Here is a 13,416-nt window from a genome sequence, read left to right on the forward strand (position 1 = left end):
GAGAGAACCACCGTGAGCCGCACCGCCGAGTACCTGACCGACCTTGCCGAGGACGCCGGAATCATCGCCGAGCTGGAAGCCCTTACCGCCTACGCCGCACTCGTCGGCAGCGCCGAGTACGCCGTCGACACCTTCGAGGACGCCTACGAAGGCGAGTGGGACGAGCTGGAGGACTTCGCCCACGACAGGTTGATGGAGACGGACGACGAGTACCGCGCCGCGATGGAGAGTTGCCGGGGGTGGCGGCCCGCGCTGGACATGACCGCGTGGCACTGCGACTTCATGCTCACCGGCGGCTACGTCTTCCGCTCCGTCTGAGCTGTGCGCCCCTGGTGGCGGCCCGACGCCCGCCCGCCGGGCCCCCGCCAAGGGTGCACAGACACCAGACCCCACCCCGACCCCCGAGGAACAGCGCCATGACCGAGCACACCCCCAACCCGACCCCGGACGAGACGGCCGAGCAGTTCGCCGAGATCGTCGCCGAGTTCCCCAACCCTGAAGTCACCGCCACCACCGATGAGTTCGGATGCGAGTTGTGCGGCGGGAAGTTGGAGGCCGCTGCACCGCTCTGGTTCAACGTCTCCCGCCGCGAGGACGGCAGCCCCTACCTGGATGTGTACGGCGTCGGTGTCGAAGCGTCGACCGTCAGCTGTGCTGACTGCGGGCAGGCCGCTGGCGAGTACCTGGACCGTCTGATCACCGACGCCATGTGCCCGTTCGACAGCGCGCTGACCGGCATCACGGTCTGAGCCGACACGGTGGCGGCCGGACCCCCCTCCGGCCCCCGCCGTGCCCACTCAGGCACCAGGCCCCGCCCCCGCCCGTACCGAAGGAACAGAGCCACCATGCCCACCATCACCGACCCGCACCGCCTCCCCGAAGGCGTGGAACTGGACGTCTACACCTGCCGTTTCTGCGGCTACTTCATGGAAGCCGATGCCCGACTGTGGCTGTGCATCCGCCGACAGCCCGACGGCACCCCGCTGGTGTACGTCGACGGGTTCGCCACCGGAACCGCCGCCGTCCGCTGCGGCCGGTGCGGCTACGCGGCGGACGACGAGATCGGCAAGGCCGTGGCCGCGCTGGTCACCCGGGGCAGCCGCGAGGTTGCGGGGATCGTGCTGTGATCACCGAGCCCCAGACCCTCCGCTGCCCCTGCGGCGGAACCCTCGTGGTCACCGTCCCCGTGTTCCTGCGGGTCGTCCACCCGCACGACACCCTGCCCCCGGCCCTCTCGGTCCTCGGCCTGGACATCGAGTACGCCGAGACCGTGTGTAGCGCCTGCGAGGCTCCCGCCCCCGACCGGTTCGGCCAGCAGCTCGGAGAGCTGATCTGCGCGGCGGACACCCGGTTCAACGGCCACGGCGGCTGACACCAGGCCCCGCCCCCGGCACCAGGCCCCACCCTCCCCGCACCACCGAAGGAACAGCGCCACCGTGAACACCACCGTTGCCCGCCTCGAAGCCATCGTTACCCGTGTCTACCGCAACGAACAGGACTGGGAGGCCGCGTTCGGCGACATCCCGACCTACGACAACACCCGCTTCCCCGACCAGCCCGCCGACGACCGGCACATGGGCGACGTGGACGAGCTGGACGACGAACGCGCCCACGACAGCCGGGATCTGCTGCTCACCCTGACCGCCGAACTGGAAGCGCTCGTTGCCGAGCTGGAGTACACGCCGGGGGACCGTCCGTTGATCAGCGCCGAGGACTTCGCGCTCTTGTCCCACTGGGTCTTCGGCGACCGGATCGGGGCCAACATCGCCGACCCGGACGGTACCGCCACCGCCCGACTCGCCGAGGCCGGGTACCTCACCCCCGGAACCGTGCCCGGCGCGTGGCGGCTCAGCAAGGCCGGGCACACCGCCCGCGCCGACTACACCAGGGCCCACCCCGTCGGGCGCGTCGTCGGCCGCATCCCGCTCGGCTGACCGCCCCGCCCGGGGTGGCACCAGGCCCCACCCCGGGCGGCTGGCCCCAGGCCCCACCCCTCCCCGCACCACCGAAGGAACAGCGCCACCGTGAACCACCGCGACACCTATGCCGAACTCGTCCAGCAGCTCGGCGACCACGCCGCCGTCAACGGCGCAGGGGCCTACGGCACCGAGGACGACTCCCCGAGCACCAGCGCGTTCGCGCTCGCCCGGCGACTCGCCCGGCACGCACTCCACCACGGCGCGACCGTCACCCCCAGAACGGGCGGGGCTTTCACCGTCGAGTGGCCCCGGCCCGCCCGCACCGTCCGCGTGGTGTGGCGGCCGGTGATCCGCGCGAAGTGGGTCGACCTGTCGGAGCCCCTGCCCGAATGGACGCCCGACAGCCGCGCGTACGGCAAGGGAGCCCAGGACGCGAGCAAGCTGCACGCCTACCGGCTCAGCCGCGCGGGCTACCGGATGTGGGCCGAGGCCGCCGGGCTGAGCGGCGACGACGGCGAGTGGTTCGCCTACGACACCGGCTACGACGACTGGTGGATCTCCCACGAAGGCCGCTGACACCAGGCCCAGCCCCCGGCCGGCATCAGGCCCCCAGTCCGCACCACCCACAGGAGACCGCTGTGCCCCGCTACACCGTCCGCATCAACTACACGGAGACCTTCGAGTACGAGGTCGACGCCGAGGGCCCCGAGGAGGCCGAGGCCGAAGCGCTGGACATCTTCGACAGCGACGCCCGCGAAGACGGTTACAGCCACGGCCACGAACCCGAGGTCCGCGACGCCGAGCTGCTGCACGCGCTCGCCGCGTGACCGAGCACCGCTGACACCAGGCCCCACCCCCAGCACCACCGAAGGAACAGCGCCACCTTGAGCACCACCGCCGAACTGACCACCACTCTCCGCCTGCCCCGCGAGAACGGGCGCGAGACCGTCACCATCACCACCCCGGCCGGTCGCGGCGCGCAGGCCACGCACTCGAAGGCCGTGCAGACCGCGCTGGACCTGCCGACGCTCAGCAGCCCCGGCCGGGCCGTGAAGATCGGGCCCGGCCCCCGGCCCGCCACGAAGCCCAGCAGGACCCGCACGAAGGGGGCGGGTTGGCAGCGCTGGACCGAGCCCGACGGCCGAGTCCGGTACGGAGTCGCCAGCGACACCGACCCCAGCGTCCTCGGCCTGCTCCGCCCGTCCGTCCGCGACGGCGTCCGCGCCCGCTTCCGGGTCGTCGTCCCCGCCGACGGCGGGGAGCCGTTCGCCATCGCCACCGCTCCCGGCCACCCGTGGATGCGCGACCGCGACACCGAGATGTTTCCCGCCCTGCTCCAGGAGTGTCTGCCCGGCCTGCTCGCCGACTCCACTGCGCTCGCAGCCTGACCCGCCCCGGTGCGGCCCGGACCACCGTCCGGACCGTGCCGAGGCCCGGCCAGACCCCAGGCCCCACCCCGAGCAGCGCAGGAGAGAGCAGCATGACCCGCTACACCGTTCCCGTGGACCTCATCACCGTGCACCTGGTGAGCGTCGAAGCCGAGACCCACGCGGCAGCAGAAGCCAAGGCCGCCGAACTGGTCGCGGCCGACTGGGAAACCTACTTCCACCACGCCGTGGACCCTGTGGTCGGCGACGCCCACGACGAACAGGAATGGGCGACCGAGGCCGCCCACTGGGAAGGGCTGAAGAAGGCCGCCGAGGTCCGCGAGCGCGAGGGACACCAGACCTCCCCCCGGGCCCGCCGGCCGAAGCCGGACGTCGTCAAGCCGCACGCCCCCCGCACCGACCACCACGCGGACGGCTCCGAGTGCCCGCCGAGCCACAAGCACACCAGCTCGGGCAAGCCCCGCAACGAGGGCTGCCCCGGCCGGGCGTACTCCACCGCGACCTGCACGTGCGGGTGGACCACCCGCAGCGACACGAAGACCTACGTAGACGAGACCCGCAAGCGGCACCTCCGCACCGACCACGCCTGAGCGCGCCCGCTGGCACCAGGCCCCAGCCCGTCCCCGTAAAGGAACACCCGTGCACGCCGTCCCCGAGCCGCTGCGGGTCATGGACCTGCCCCGGCACCTGACCTTCGGCTACGCCAGCCCCGGCACCGTCCCGCACGTCACCACCGAGGACACGCCGCTGTCCGAGCGGCTGGCCCTGTGCGCACCGGACACCCCGTTGTTCTCCGACTGGGCGCTCAACGGCGACCCGCTCTGCCCGGCCTGCGCCGCGCTCGTCCAGCTCTGACACCAGGCCCCACCCCTCGCACCACCGGCAGGAGACATCAGTGCCCACCCCCACCCCCCTCGCCCCTTGGATTCCCGGGGGCGGCACCGCCCTGGAGTGGGGGCTGCACACCCCCTGTCCCGTCGGGGTCGGCCCCGGCGGAACCGCCCGGGTGCGGTGGTGGCTGGTCTGGTGCCTGGCCTGCGGCGACCGGTACGCCGGCCGCCCGGCCCAGATCGGCGACGAGCACACCCACCGCGACGACGCCCAGTTCGCCGCCCGGCTCCACGCCGACGAGCACGAAGCGGACTTCCGTCGGTTCACCGCCGCCCGGCGCACCGAGGAGGCCCGCCATAAATCCGGGTGGACGACCCGCGTGTACGACCTCGTCACGGCGGCCACCCGGGAGGACCCCGACGGTGGGGTCTGGTGGGACGGCACCGGCTACCGCCTCGTCCCGGCCGGAGCCCGGCTCGACGCGAAGGGACGCCGGGTGCGCCGCCGCGTAGTCGAGCTGGTGCTCGCCGCCGGGTTCCTCCGCCAGGACGAGCGCGGCGAAGTGTGGGCCACCGCCGACGGCCGCGCCATGCTCAAGATCTGGCAGCACCACCGTGCCGACCTCGCCGAGCCCTGGCCCGTCCGCCGCGAGCCCGAGGCCCTGCCCCCGCTGCCCGGCGGCCAGGAAGCCGCCCGCCGTCGAGAGGCCGCCCACCAGCGGCACATCGAGATGGAGCGGTGGCGGGCAGAGAACCGGGCCGAGGCCGAGCGGGTACGCGAACGCGCCGAACAGCAGCATCAGGCCGAGCTGGCGGCCAAGCGCCAGCGCGCCGCCGACGCGCAGGCCGAGCGCGAGCGCGCCGAACGAGCCCGCACCGGAGCGGACATCACCCTGACGTGGTCCGCGATGAGTGCCGGCCGCTGGAGCGTCACCGGTGCCGGCCACGACCGCCGCCTGGACGTCACCCTCAACGAACGCGACTTCGCCACGGACATGTACGAGATCCGGGAGAACGGCTGCTTCGTCTCCCGCCACCCCTACCAGCACCAGGCCGAGGCCGCCGTGCGGCAACTGCTCGCCGACGGAGTCGAGATCGGGGAGCGGGCACCAGGACCCACCCCCGCCGCCATCGGCCGGTCGACCGGCCGCGGCTTCGCCGACCGCTGGCACCAGGCCCCACCCCGCCCGACGGAAGGACCCATCCCTGACCATTCACCCGGACAACGTGCTGCCCGACGGCCGTTGGGACGACCGACTCTTCGAACTCGACTACGAGGGCCGCAGAGGGCACTACCGGGTCGTGCGCGGCTTGGGCGAACAGATCGGCACCGTGGAGAAACGCGGAGGCGTCTGGATGCCCAGGAACACCGCCGGGACGTGGGTGGGAGCCGCTGCCGGCCGCTCGGGCTACCTCACCCGCCAAGTGGCCGCCATCGAACTGTCCATCGCCGTCCCGCTCCCGCCGCCGGCCGACCTGGAGCAATACCGGGTGGCACCAGGCCCCGCCCCCTCCGTGCTGTCGGAATGCCGGGTGTCGGAGCCCGATTTGGGTTGAGTCCCACCGCTAGAGGCTTATGTATAGATATTTTTAGAATGTCACTAAAAAAGACATAATGACATCAACCACTCCGCCGTACCCCTCGGCTGACCAGCCCCAACGCCAGGCGCCCCTGACTCTCCAGGGAGTCAGGGGCGCTCAGACGGTTGAACAGCAGGTGCTACAGGCCGAGTTTCGTGCGGATGGCGTCGATCCCGCCCGCCATGGCAAGGAACTCGGCCACGGTGTAACGGACGCCGAGGAGATCAGGGTTCTGGCTGTCGCCCTGGTAGACCCCGATCAGGTCGCCAGCATCGTTCCGGATCGCTGCGAAGGTGGCGCAGGCACCATCCCCCTCGCTCAGGGGGGACTTGAACCTCTCCTCCACCGGCGGAGTGACGGCGTACAGGTCGGGCTTCTCCATCTAGATCACAGTTCCTTGCTAAGCGTCTCGATCAGTTCCAGCGACTCATCGGGAGTCAACGCGCTATGGGCCAGGTAGTCAAACCTCCGCCGACGTGCACGAATCTCCTTCGGATCTTCGAGGATCGCCACGCCAGTACCCGTGTCCATGGTGGCCACGCCCGGGTCGTTGGGACTCGGGTAATCCATCACGTTCAGGTTGACCTGGGTGGCCGCGGCAGCACCGGCCGAGAACGGGATGATCCTCAACGTGATGTTCGGCCGCTGCATAAACTCGACCAGGTGGTCAAGCTGGGCCTTCATCACCTCCGGGCCGCCCACCTGGGCCCGAATCGCTGCCTCTGAGCACAGCGCGTCCAGCTCGGCCGGGTTGTCCGGCCTGAAGAAGATGTTCTGTCGTCGGAGCCTCACTGCATGCTGGACGGAGGTCTTCTCGACCCCCTTCTCCCGCTCGTGGAACTCGTCCACGGCTTCCATGTACGGCGGAACCTGTCCCGGCCAAGGCACCAGGGAGCCGGTGGAGATACGCACCTTGCTGACCGGGTCTTCGAGTTCGATCAGACGAACCAGGCTGCGGGGAAGGTCGGCCAGGTACTCGTCCCACCAGACCGACTGCGATGCCCTGGCAGCCCTGATCTCGGCAAGTAGGTCGAGCCGAAGGGCTTCGCCAACGTCGTACAGGTCGAACATCACCACGAGCTGCTGGTCGGTGGGGAGCTGTCCGCCGTTCTCCATCAAGGAGACCAAGTCCTGGCTCTTGTTAAGCGCCCTGGCGACCATCTCCTGGGTCAGCCGTGGCCGCTTGGCCATGCGAAGCGCCTTCAGGCGCCGGCCGACAGCGACCATCGCGCGGGACGCTTGCGGCTTCGCCACGCCCTTCCTCCCTCTGACCAGCGTAGAAGTTTCCTGACCGGAGGGTATCGCGGGAAACGCTCAGCCTGCCTCGTACGGGTGACTTTTGACGAGGCATCACGAAGGGCTTGCGTACGAGCGGCTCGTACGAGGAAACTCAATTCCGCACCAACCGCTACGAGCCATCTGCGGAGTGTAGTGCGTCCGCGATGGCGCACGGCTCCCTCCGGCCGATCTGTGGAGGAGCTGTGCAAAGTCTGATCGCTCACGTTCACGTGAGTCCATATGTCATCTTGATCCGCTCGCAGATGTTCGAACCTGTCGCTGTCGAGGTTCCGGAGGTCCGCAGGTTCATCGAGAAGTGCTGTCTTGAAGTCGGCATCGACCCGAATGCGCCGGTGATTCTCGCCAGCGAGCTGGCCACGAACGTCGTCCGTCACGCCGGGACGCCGTTCAAGGTCACTTTCGCGGCCATGAACGACCGGCCGCCGTGGATCGAGGTGGAAGACGGTTCCATGCAGCTGCCGGAGCCCCGCACCGCCGGCCCGGACGACCTCGGCGGTCGCGGCTTCGAGCTGATCGAAGCCCTGGCTGCGGAGTGGCACACCGACTGCAACGTCAGTGAGGGCAGCAAGATCGTTTGCGTCACGCTCAAGGGGGACGAGGAAGATGGCTCCGACGGTTGGGACCACGGCGATACAGCCCGTGCCGAAGGACAGCACGCCGCTGCGGCAGGGCAGCCGGATCTACATCGAGGCGCTTTCCCCCGAGCAGTTGCGGCACCTCGGCCAGCCTGAGCTTCCCATCCGGCTGACGATCAGCGGCATCATCCCCGACCCCACCGGGGAGCGGCCTCCACCGGTCCTGGAGCTGCGGTTCGATGAAGCGATGTTGGCGGACATCGAGCAGCAGATTCAGGGGCTCCGACCCCCGGCCGAGCCTGCGCCGACCGACACCGAGCCTCCCCCGGAACCCCTCGCCCGCAGGACTCCCGGCAAGGCTCTGGAAGCCGAACTCTCCCCCACGCAGATCGCCGAACTTCGAGGGAGCAACCGAAGATCGGCGCTGTCCCCGGCAGAGCTGGAACGGTTTCTTGACGGGCTGAGACGGATGACGGTTAGCACCCCGTGACTGTCGTCGCAGAGCCCCCGGTGCAGCCCTCCTCGGACGCCGAGCCGCCCGAGGAAGTCACCGCGGCCTTCCCCTACGCGAACGAGTCGGCCGGCCAAGCTCGACGGTTGGTCCGGGACGTGCTCCACCGCTGGAAAATTGCCGACCTGATCGACAGCGCGGTGCTGGTCGCCAGCGAATTGATGACCAACGCCATACAGACGGGGTGTCGACGGCACATCGTGTTGACCCTCAAGCGACTTGGCGAGTCCGCGGTGCGGATCTCCGTCGAGGACGGGTCGTGCTACCCACCCGTCCTCATCCAGGCCAGCGTGCCCGCCAACCCCGACAGGGTGCCGGCGGGAGGTCACGGCCTGGTGATCGTGGACCAGCTCTCCCGCCGGTGGGGCCTTGATCTCCGCCCCCGGGGGAAGTGCGTCTACGCAGAAATTCACGGTCCACGCCGCCTCCCGCGCTGACCCCTATAGCTCCCGCCCCGGTTACTGATCTGCCAAGACCTCAGCCGGGGGCGGGTCCCACCGGGAACCCCCGGTGGGCGGTTGCACCACCCAGCAGGAAGGAACCGAGAGATGAACGAGCACATCGCCCTGGTCGACGACGACGAGGAGACCGTCGCCGTGATCGGTGACGCGGCGGCCCTCACCATGGGCGGCCAGTCGGACGGCGGCGAGAGCAAGCGGTACGTGTACCAGTACGCCGGCTGATCCTCCTCCAACGGCGGTGCGGCCCTCCGGGGCCGCACCGCTCCGCCTTCTGCCAGTGATTCGCCAAGGGGAGGGCCACGATGGCTTTCGGGGGCTTCAGCAGTTCTGCAACGGGCACACCACAGCCGTTGGGAGCGATACGGCTGCACCCGCAGTCGAGTGTGTGGCTGACCGGCATGACGTCGGTTCAGTTCTACGTCCCGGAGGGCGGCCAAGCCCCCCGGCTGTTCGTCCTCGGGCTGAGCGGTGCTCGGCCGGCGGATCTGAAAACGGTGAGCAACGGGCCGTTGCCAGCCGATCTGGCGTGGCGCTGGCCGGGGGCCTACGCGGTGGTGAGCGAGACCGAGCACGAGACGGTGGTCTTCACCGACCCGGCCGCCGCACAGCCGGTCTACGTCACCCGCTTCGGGGAGGGGTGGGCCTGGTCGTCGTCGGCGCGAATGCTCGCGGGACTCAACAAGGCCCGCGTCGACACGCGGCGCCTGGTGACCGCCGTGTTCACGCCACTGCACCCTGCCTTCGTGGCGGGCCGGTCGTTCTTCTCCGGGGTCGAGCAGTTACCGCCGGGTGCCCGCATCCGACTCATTCCGGGGACAGGCCCCCGAATCACTAACCTCTGGCTGCCCCAACCGGACATCGGGGCCGAGCCGACCGAGCGCTTCCGGACCGAGTTCGAGAAGTCGGTGGGTCTTGACCTGGACGACAACCCGTTCAGCACCGACCTGTCGGGCGGGCTCGACTCGTCGTCCATCACCCTGCTGGCGGCACGCCGGACACCCGACAGCGTGCGCGTCAACGCCGTCACGGTCCATCCGGACGGCGACGAGTCGGGGGCGGACCTGCGGTTCGCCCGGCTCGTGGCGGACTCGATGCCCGGCAGGATCAAACATCACCTCCTGCCCACCGGGCGTGAGCAGTTGCCGTACACCGGGATCACCCGCGTGCCGGCCGCCGACGAACCGGCTCCGTCCTCGCTGGCTTGGTCCGGGCTGCTGGAGCAGTTGGAGTGGATAGCCGAGCGCTTCGGCACCACGCTCCACCTGACCGGCGACGGCGGAGACAGCCTCTGCTCCCAGCCGCCTGCCCACATCGCTGACCTGGTCCGGCACCGCCGCTTCCGGGCCGCCGTCCAACAGTCCGCGGGATGGGCCCGGTTCCGGCACCTTCCGCTCTCTGCCGTTCTCCGGCAAGCGGTCGCGGCAGCCCGGATCTCACGGGCGGATGCGCTGGCCCTGCTTGCCGAACAGATCGCCCAGGGGCCTGCCTCGGCAGTCGGAACCGTTCACTGGTTCGCACCCGTCCAGCTTCCGGCGTGGGCCGGGGCCGAGGCCCTGCTGCACCTGCGGAGTGAGATCGAGCGGGTGGCCGCTGCCCCGAACCCGCTCACAGGACTCGACGCCAGCACCCACGCGGTCATTGACGAGATCCGCGAAGTGGCCCGGACTGCGCAGGCGGACGCCGCACTGGCGGAAGAAGTCGGTGTCCAACTCCGTAACCCGTTCCTGGACGCCAGCGTGGTCGATACCGTTCTGCGCGTCCCGCTGGATGCCCGGCCCCCGGTGTATGCCTACAAGCCGCACCTGGTGCAGGCGATGAGCGATCTGCTGCCCCCCGCACTCGCCGCCCGCACCACGAAGGGCTCGTTCAACGCCGACTTCTACACCGGTCGGCGGGCGAACCTGGAAGACCTGCTCGGCCTGGCGGACGGGTTCCTGTCCGCCCTCGGCCTGGTCGAGCCCCGGGCCGTTCGGCGTGCACTGAAGCAGGCTGCGATGGGCGCGCCTGTACCGATGGGGATTCTGGACCGGACGCTTGCTGTCGAGGCGTGGCTTCAGGCGCTCGACCGCGAGCCGGAACCGCAATGGGTTGAGGGAGCGGAAGACCGTGACTGACTCGCCTTCGTTCGTGACGATGCCCAGCCACGTCCGCGGCCTGGACTTCGGACACGCCGTCGTCCTGGTCAACTACCGCAATGGCCAGGTCAGCACACTCCCCCCGTCGGCAGGTCTGGCCCTCCGGCACTCGGCGGAGTTCGGCAGCGCCCGGAACCTCCCGGAGCCGCTGCTGAAGTCGCTGCTGACGGCGGGCCTACTGCTGGCGGCAGACCGGCCCCGGCCGTGGCACAACGTCCGCACGGTGGAGGCCCCGAGGGCAAGTTGGGGCAGCGAAGAGTTCCGGGCCGGACTCACGCCGCCTGTGCCCGTCCCGCGCACCCGGACACTGGCGGCGGCGGCCGCTCTCTCGGTGGTCCACGCGGTGAAGGCGACAGGCCCGGCACACGAAGCCATGGGCCGCGTGCTCAAACTGGTCCACTCCGTCAGCACGGCGGGGCGGACGCCCGCCACCACCAGAGAGGCCGAACAGTCCGTCCACGCCGTCCGCAGCGCGGGCTGGTACTCGCCCGGCCGGACCAACTGTCTGGAGGAGTCGGCGGCCTCCATGTTGCTGCTCCGGCTGTCGGGCAGGAGGGCCGTTTGGCGTCACGGGGTCGCACCCGACCCGATACGGTTGCACGCCTGGATCGAGACCGTTGACGGTGGTCCGGTCGCCGAATCCACCTCAGTTGGCTTGTTCACCGCGATTCTCAGCATCCCCGGAGCGCACCATGTCCGTTGAACAGAAGATCTGGCTGTCCGCTGGCGCCTGTGGCCTCGGCCCCTTCCGGTCCGACCTGGCGGAGGAGTACTGGCGCTGGGAGGAGGACCCGAGTTCCCTGATCGGACTTGGCCGGCCGGTTCCCGAGTCGCTGCCGAGCCGGACCCAGGGCCTTCAGCACCAGCTCGCCGGACGGAACATCCGGTTCACGGTCTACGACCTCGCGGACCCCGAAAACCCGGTGCCCGCCGGAACGGCCACGCTCCAGCCCGACACCTACGCGCGCACCGCCGAGTACATCCTCGTCATCGCCCCGGAGGCGCGCGGCAAGGGCCTCGCCACCGCCGCGACCCGGCTGACGCTGGACTTCGGGTTCCACGTCGCCAACCTCCGGTCCGTGTGGCTCAAGGTGCTCGCGCCGAACAAGGCCGCCGTCCACGTCTACGAGAAGGCCGGTTTCCAACACGTCGGCGCGATGCGCCAGGCCGGGTACTGGCGCGGCACGGTGTGCGATGAGCTGATCATGGACGCGCTGGCCCAGGAGTTCACGGGCCCCAGCGTGCTGCCGGAGGCTCACTGAGCTTCAAGGTCGAGACCTTCGAGACACACCGACCATCCCGCACCCCCGCCGGCCTCCCCCTCCGGCGGGCACGGCCCCCGCCCTGTGGTCTTCTCAGGCCGCCACCGGGCGGGGCCCTTTATACGGAGGGGCTGATGGATACGCGTCTCTGGGCGTTCAAGGTGGCAAGCCTGTTGAGCAGCATCACCCTGCAAGAGATACGGCTGTCCCGCTTGCAGGAGGGCGGCTACAGGTTGCACTGGCAGGCCACCGGCGACCAATTCATAGATGCCGCCGCAATCCCGGTCCTGTGCATGGGCACTTCCTTCGGCTTCTCATCCCGTACGCGCACGGTCTGGATGGAGGTCGGCGAGTGCCCGCGCCGCAGTGTGGCGCCCTGACTCTGTGCCCCCTCCAGCCCTCTCTACGAAGAGGGGCTAGAGCGCTTGCCGCACCAGCCGATCCCGTTGCCGGGCCACACCGCGATCCCGTGATCTTGCTGCGCGGTCCCGCCGTTAAGCTCCCGGCATGACGTCTGCGAAGCGCCCCGGCCTGCTCGGGCTCGAAGTTCGAGATATCCCAGCCGGACACCGACACCCCGCGGGTGGTCTACCTACTGCCGGACGAACTGGCCGAGGCCGAGTTGACCATGGCACGCCTGCGGGAGTACTCGGCCACGCTCCGCCGGTCCGCGACGGCGGACACTGGTCGTCCAGCCATAGGCCGGGCAGGCGCGTAGCCGTCGACCTCGGGGTATTTCCACAGGTCGGGAACAAGGTGGAGGGGTGTACCGTTACCCCAGGACTCCGGCCTCGACACGTACGCCGCCAACACCGCCCTCGGCCTCCCCGAGGACGGCCGCGACTACACCGCCGCCGCCCAGATGCTCACCACCCTCGGCGCCACCACGGTCGACCTGCTCTCCAACAACCCGGACAAGTCGGGCCAGCTCCAAGCACTCGGGATCCAGGTGCAGAACCGCACCCCCACCGGCGTCCACACCACACCCCACAACCTCACCTACCTGCGCACCAAAGTCCGAGGCACCACCAACCTCCTCGCCCACGACCTCCTCGCCACCCGCGTCGTCTGACCGGTTCGGCGCGTCGAGGGACGACGCCTCGACCTCGAATTCCTCAGCGCCCGCTCCAGCCTGCCTCAGCCCTGCGGCAATATCAGCTCTTCGGCCTCGGCTCTTCCTCCATCGGCAAAGCGAGCTTCTCCGCCCCGAGGCCCGAGTTGCGGGCGCGGGTCGACCGGCTGCTGTCGTACGTCGTACATGAACAGGCGTACCGGAATGCCGATCAGCGGTTCGACACCAACGACCCTGTCTCGACAAACTCGTCGTCGACAGGCAGCAGGACGCCCGGAACGGCGTGCCTCAGAGGGCGTTCGATACCGTTTTAGGCTGCCGCGCATGGTTTCGGGCGGAGGTATTGCCCGGTTCTGTCCGGGGCGGCGGTCAGCCGGGTGGTC

22 protein-coding genes and 1 pseudogene are annotated in these 13,416 nt (G+C 69.9%); 20 read left to right on the forward strand and 3 right to left on the reverse strand.

The window, feature by feature from the left end; all coding sequences use genetic code 11:
• The first annotated feature begins 12 nt into the window (after positions 1-12).
• The 10 genes from ACIOHG_RS14895 to ACIOHG_RS14940 all read left to right on the forward strand — a co-directional run bounded on the left by ACIOHG_RS14895 (position 13) and on the right by ACIOHG_RS14940 (position 4,162).
• Positions 13-318 carry a hypothetical protein gene (locus ACIOHG_RS14895; RefSeq protein WP_400949891.1) on the forward strand — a complete coding sequence of 102 codons (306 nt, stop codon included), beginning with the start codon at positions 13-15 and terminating at the stop codon, positions 316-318.
• A 98-nt stretch (positions 319-416) separates the two neighbouring features.
• Positions 417-749: a hypothetical protein gene (locus ACIOHG_RS14900; RefSeq protein WP_400949893.1), complete on the forward strand. Its 333-nt coding sequence runs from the start codon at positions 417-419 to the stop codon at positions 747-749.
• A gap of 96 nt (positions 750-845) precedes the next feature.
• Positions 846-1,127: a hypothetical protein gene (locus ACIOHG_RS14905; protein WP_400949896.1), complete on the forward strand. Its 282-nt coding sequence runs from the start codon at positions 846-848 to the stop codon at positions 1,125-1,127.
• Complete coding sequence (locus ACIOHG_RS14910; RefSeq protein WP_400949898.1) at positions 1,124-1,372, forward strand: hypothetical protein; 249 nt, start codon at positions 1,124-1,126, stop codon at positions 1,370-1,372. The genes ACIOHG_RS14905 and ACIOHG_RS14910 overlap by 4 nt, the downstream gene beginning before the upstream one ends.
• 64 nt (positions 1,373-1,436) lie before the next feature.
• On the forward strand, positions 1,437-1,934 hold the full coding sequence (locus tag ACIOHG_RS14915; protein ID WP_400949900.1) for a hypothetical protein: 498 nt from the start codon (positions 1,437-1,439) through the stop codon (positions 1,932-1,934).
• 90 nt (positions 1,935-2,024) lie between these two features.
• Positions 2,025-2,495 (forward strand): hypothetical protein, encoded by a 471-nt coding sequence (locus tag ACIOHG_RS14920; protein WP_400949903.1) that lies wholly within the window; start codon positions 2,025-2,027, stop codon positions 2,493-2,495.
• A gap of 62 nt (positions 2,496-2,557) precedes the next feature.
• Complete coding sequence (locus ACIOHG_RS14925; protein ID WP_400949905.1) at positions 2,558-2,746, forward strand: hypothetical protein; 189 nt, start codon at positions 2,558-2,560, stop codon at positions 2,744-2,746.
• A 57-nt stretch (positions 2,747-2,803) separates the two neighbouring features.
• On the forward strand, positions 2,804-3,307 hold the full coding sequence (locus ACIOHG_RS14930; RefSeq protein WP_400949908.1) for a hypothetical protein: 504 nt from the start codon (positions 2,804-2,806) through the stop codon (positions 3,305-3,307).
• Positions 3,308-3,399: 92 nt separating this feature from the next.
• Positions 3,400-3,897: a hypothetical protein gene (locus ACIOHG_RS14935; protein WP_400949910.1), complete on the forward strand. Its 498-nt coding sequence runs from the start codon at positions 3,400-3,402 to the stop codon at positions 3,895-3,897.
• Between the two features lie 49 nt (positions 3,898-3,946).
• Positions 3,947-4,162: a hypothetical protein gene (locus ACIOHG_RS14940; RefSeq protein WP_400949913.1), complete on the forward strand. Its 216-nt coding sequence runs from the start codon at positions 3,947-3,949 to the stop codon at positions 4,160-4,162.
• A 37-nt stretch (positions 4,163-4,199) separates the two neighbouring features.
• Here the strand turns inward: ACIOHG_RS14940 and ACIOHG_RS14945 are convergent, their stop codons facing one another.
• Positions 4,200-5,309, reverse strand: coding sequence for a hypothetical protein (locus ACIOHG_RS14945; protein ID WP_400949916.1), 1,110 nt, complete (start codon positions 5,307-5,309; stop codon positions 4,200-4,202).
• Positions 5,310-5,364: 55 nt separating this feature from the next.
• Between ACIOHG_RS14945 and ACIOHG_RS14950 the strand changes: the two genes are divergently transcribed.
• Positions 5,365-5,694 carry a hypothetical protein gene (locus tag ACIOHG_RS14950; protein WP_400949918.1) on the forward strand — a complete coding sequence of 110 codons (330 nt, stop codon included), beginning with the start codon at positions 5,365-5,367 and terminating at the stop codon, positions 5,692-5,694.
• Between the two features lie 163 nt (positions 5,695-5,857).
• Here ACIOHG_RS14950 and ACIOHG_RS14955 read toward each other — a convergent pair whose 3' ends face one another.
• Both ACIOHG_RS14955 and ACIOHG_RS14960 read right to left on the reverse strand, forming a co-directional pair.
• On the reverse strand, positions 5,858-6,100 hold the full coding sequence (locus ACIOHG_RS14955) for a hypothetical protein (RefSeq protein WP_400949921.1): 243 nt from the start codon (positions 6,098-6,100) through the stop codon (positions 5,858-5,860).
• A gap of 5 nt (positions 6,101-6,105) precedes the next feature.
• Positions 6,106-6,972, reverse strand: a complete 867-nt coding sequence (locus ACIOHG_RS14960) for a helix-turn-helix domain-containing protein (RefSeq protein ID WP_400949923.1) — start codon at positions 6,970-6,972, stop codon at positions 6,106-6,108.
• A gap of 227 nt (positions 6,973-7,199) precedes the next feature.
• On the opposite strand from ACIOHG_RS14960, the gene ACIOHG_RS14965 reads away from it, so the two are divergent.
• From ACIOHG_RS14965 to ACIOHG_RS15005, 9 genes and pseudogenes are all read left to right on the forward strand, one after another.
• Positions 7,200-7,748, forward strand: a complete 549-nt coding sequence (locus ACIOHG_RS14965) for an ATP-binding protein (protein WP_400949926.1) — start codon at positions 7,200-7,202, stop codon at positions 7,746-7,748.
• Entirely contained in the window at positions 7,657-8,082 is a 426-nt protein-coding gene (locus ACIOHG_RS14970) for a hypothetical protein (RefSeq protein ID WP_400949929.1), read from the forward strand. The genes ACIOHG_RS14965 and ACIOHG_RS14970 overlap by 92 nt, the downstream gene beginning before the upstream one ends.
• Positions 8,079-8,540, forward strand: coding sequence for an ATP-binding protein (locus ACIOHG_RS14975; RefSeq protein WP_400949931.1), 462 nt, complete (start codon positions 8,079-8,081; stop codon positions 8,538-8,540). Before ACIOHG_RS14970 ends, ACIOHG_RS14975 begins: the two co-directional genes overlap by 4 nt.
• 111 nt (positions 8,541-8,651) lie before the next feature.
• The gene (locus ACIOHG_RS14980; protein ID WP_400949933.1) at positions 8,652-8,786 is read left to right on the forward strand and encodes a hypothetical protein; all 135 of its coding nucleotides are present in this window, start codon (positions 8,652-8,654) and stop codon (positions 8,784-8,786) included.
• Positions 8,787-8,866: 80 nt separating this feature from the next.
• On the forward strand, positions 8,867-10,678 hold the full coding sequence (locus tag ACIOHG_RS14985) for an albusnodin/ikarugamycin family macrolactam cyclase (RefSeq protein WP_400949935.1): 1,812 nt from the start codon (positions 8,867-8,869) through the stop codon (positions 10,676-10,678).
• Positions 10,671-11,402, forward strand: coding sequence for a lasso peptide biosynthesis B2 protein (locus ACIOHG_RS14990; RefSeq protein WP_400949937.1), 732 nt, complete (start codon positions 10,671-10,673; stop codon positions 11,400-11,402). The genes ACIOHG_RS14985 and ACIOHG_RS14990 overlap by 8 nt, the downstream gene beginning before the upstream one ends.
• Positions 11,392-11,961: a GNAT family N-acetyltransferase gene (locus tag ACIOHG_RS14995; RefSeq protein ID WP_400949940.1), complete on the forward strand. Its 570-nt coding sequence runs from the start codon at positions 11,392-11,394 to the stop codon at positions 11,959-11,961. The genes ACIOHG_RS14990 and ACIOHG_RS14995 overlap by 11 nt, the downstream gene beginning before the upstream one ends.
• Before the next feature lie 134 nt (positions 11,962-12,095).
• Positions 12,096-12,341 carry a hypothetical protein gene (locus ACIOHG_RS15000; RefSeq protein WP_400949942.1) on the forward strand — a complete coding sequence of 82 codons (246 nt, stop codon included), beginning with the start codon at positions 12,096-12,098 and terminating at the stop codon, positions 12,339-12,341.
• Positions 12,342-12,739: 398 nt separating this feature from the next.
• Positions 12,740-13,033: pseudogene (locus tag ACIOHG_RS15005) on the forward strand (GTP cyclohydrolase); the annotation flags it as partial.
• Between the last annotated feature and the right edge of the window lie 383 nt (positions 13,034-13,416).

Origin of the sequence: Kitasatospora sp. NPDC088134, from assembly GCF_044741705.1 — a bacterium.
Lineage (GTDB): Bacteria > Actinomycetota > Actinomycetes > Streptomycetales > Streptomycetaceae > Kitasatospora.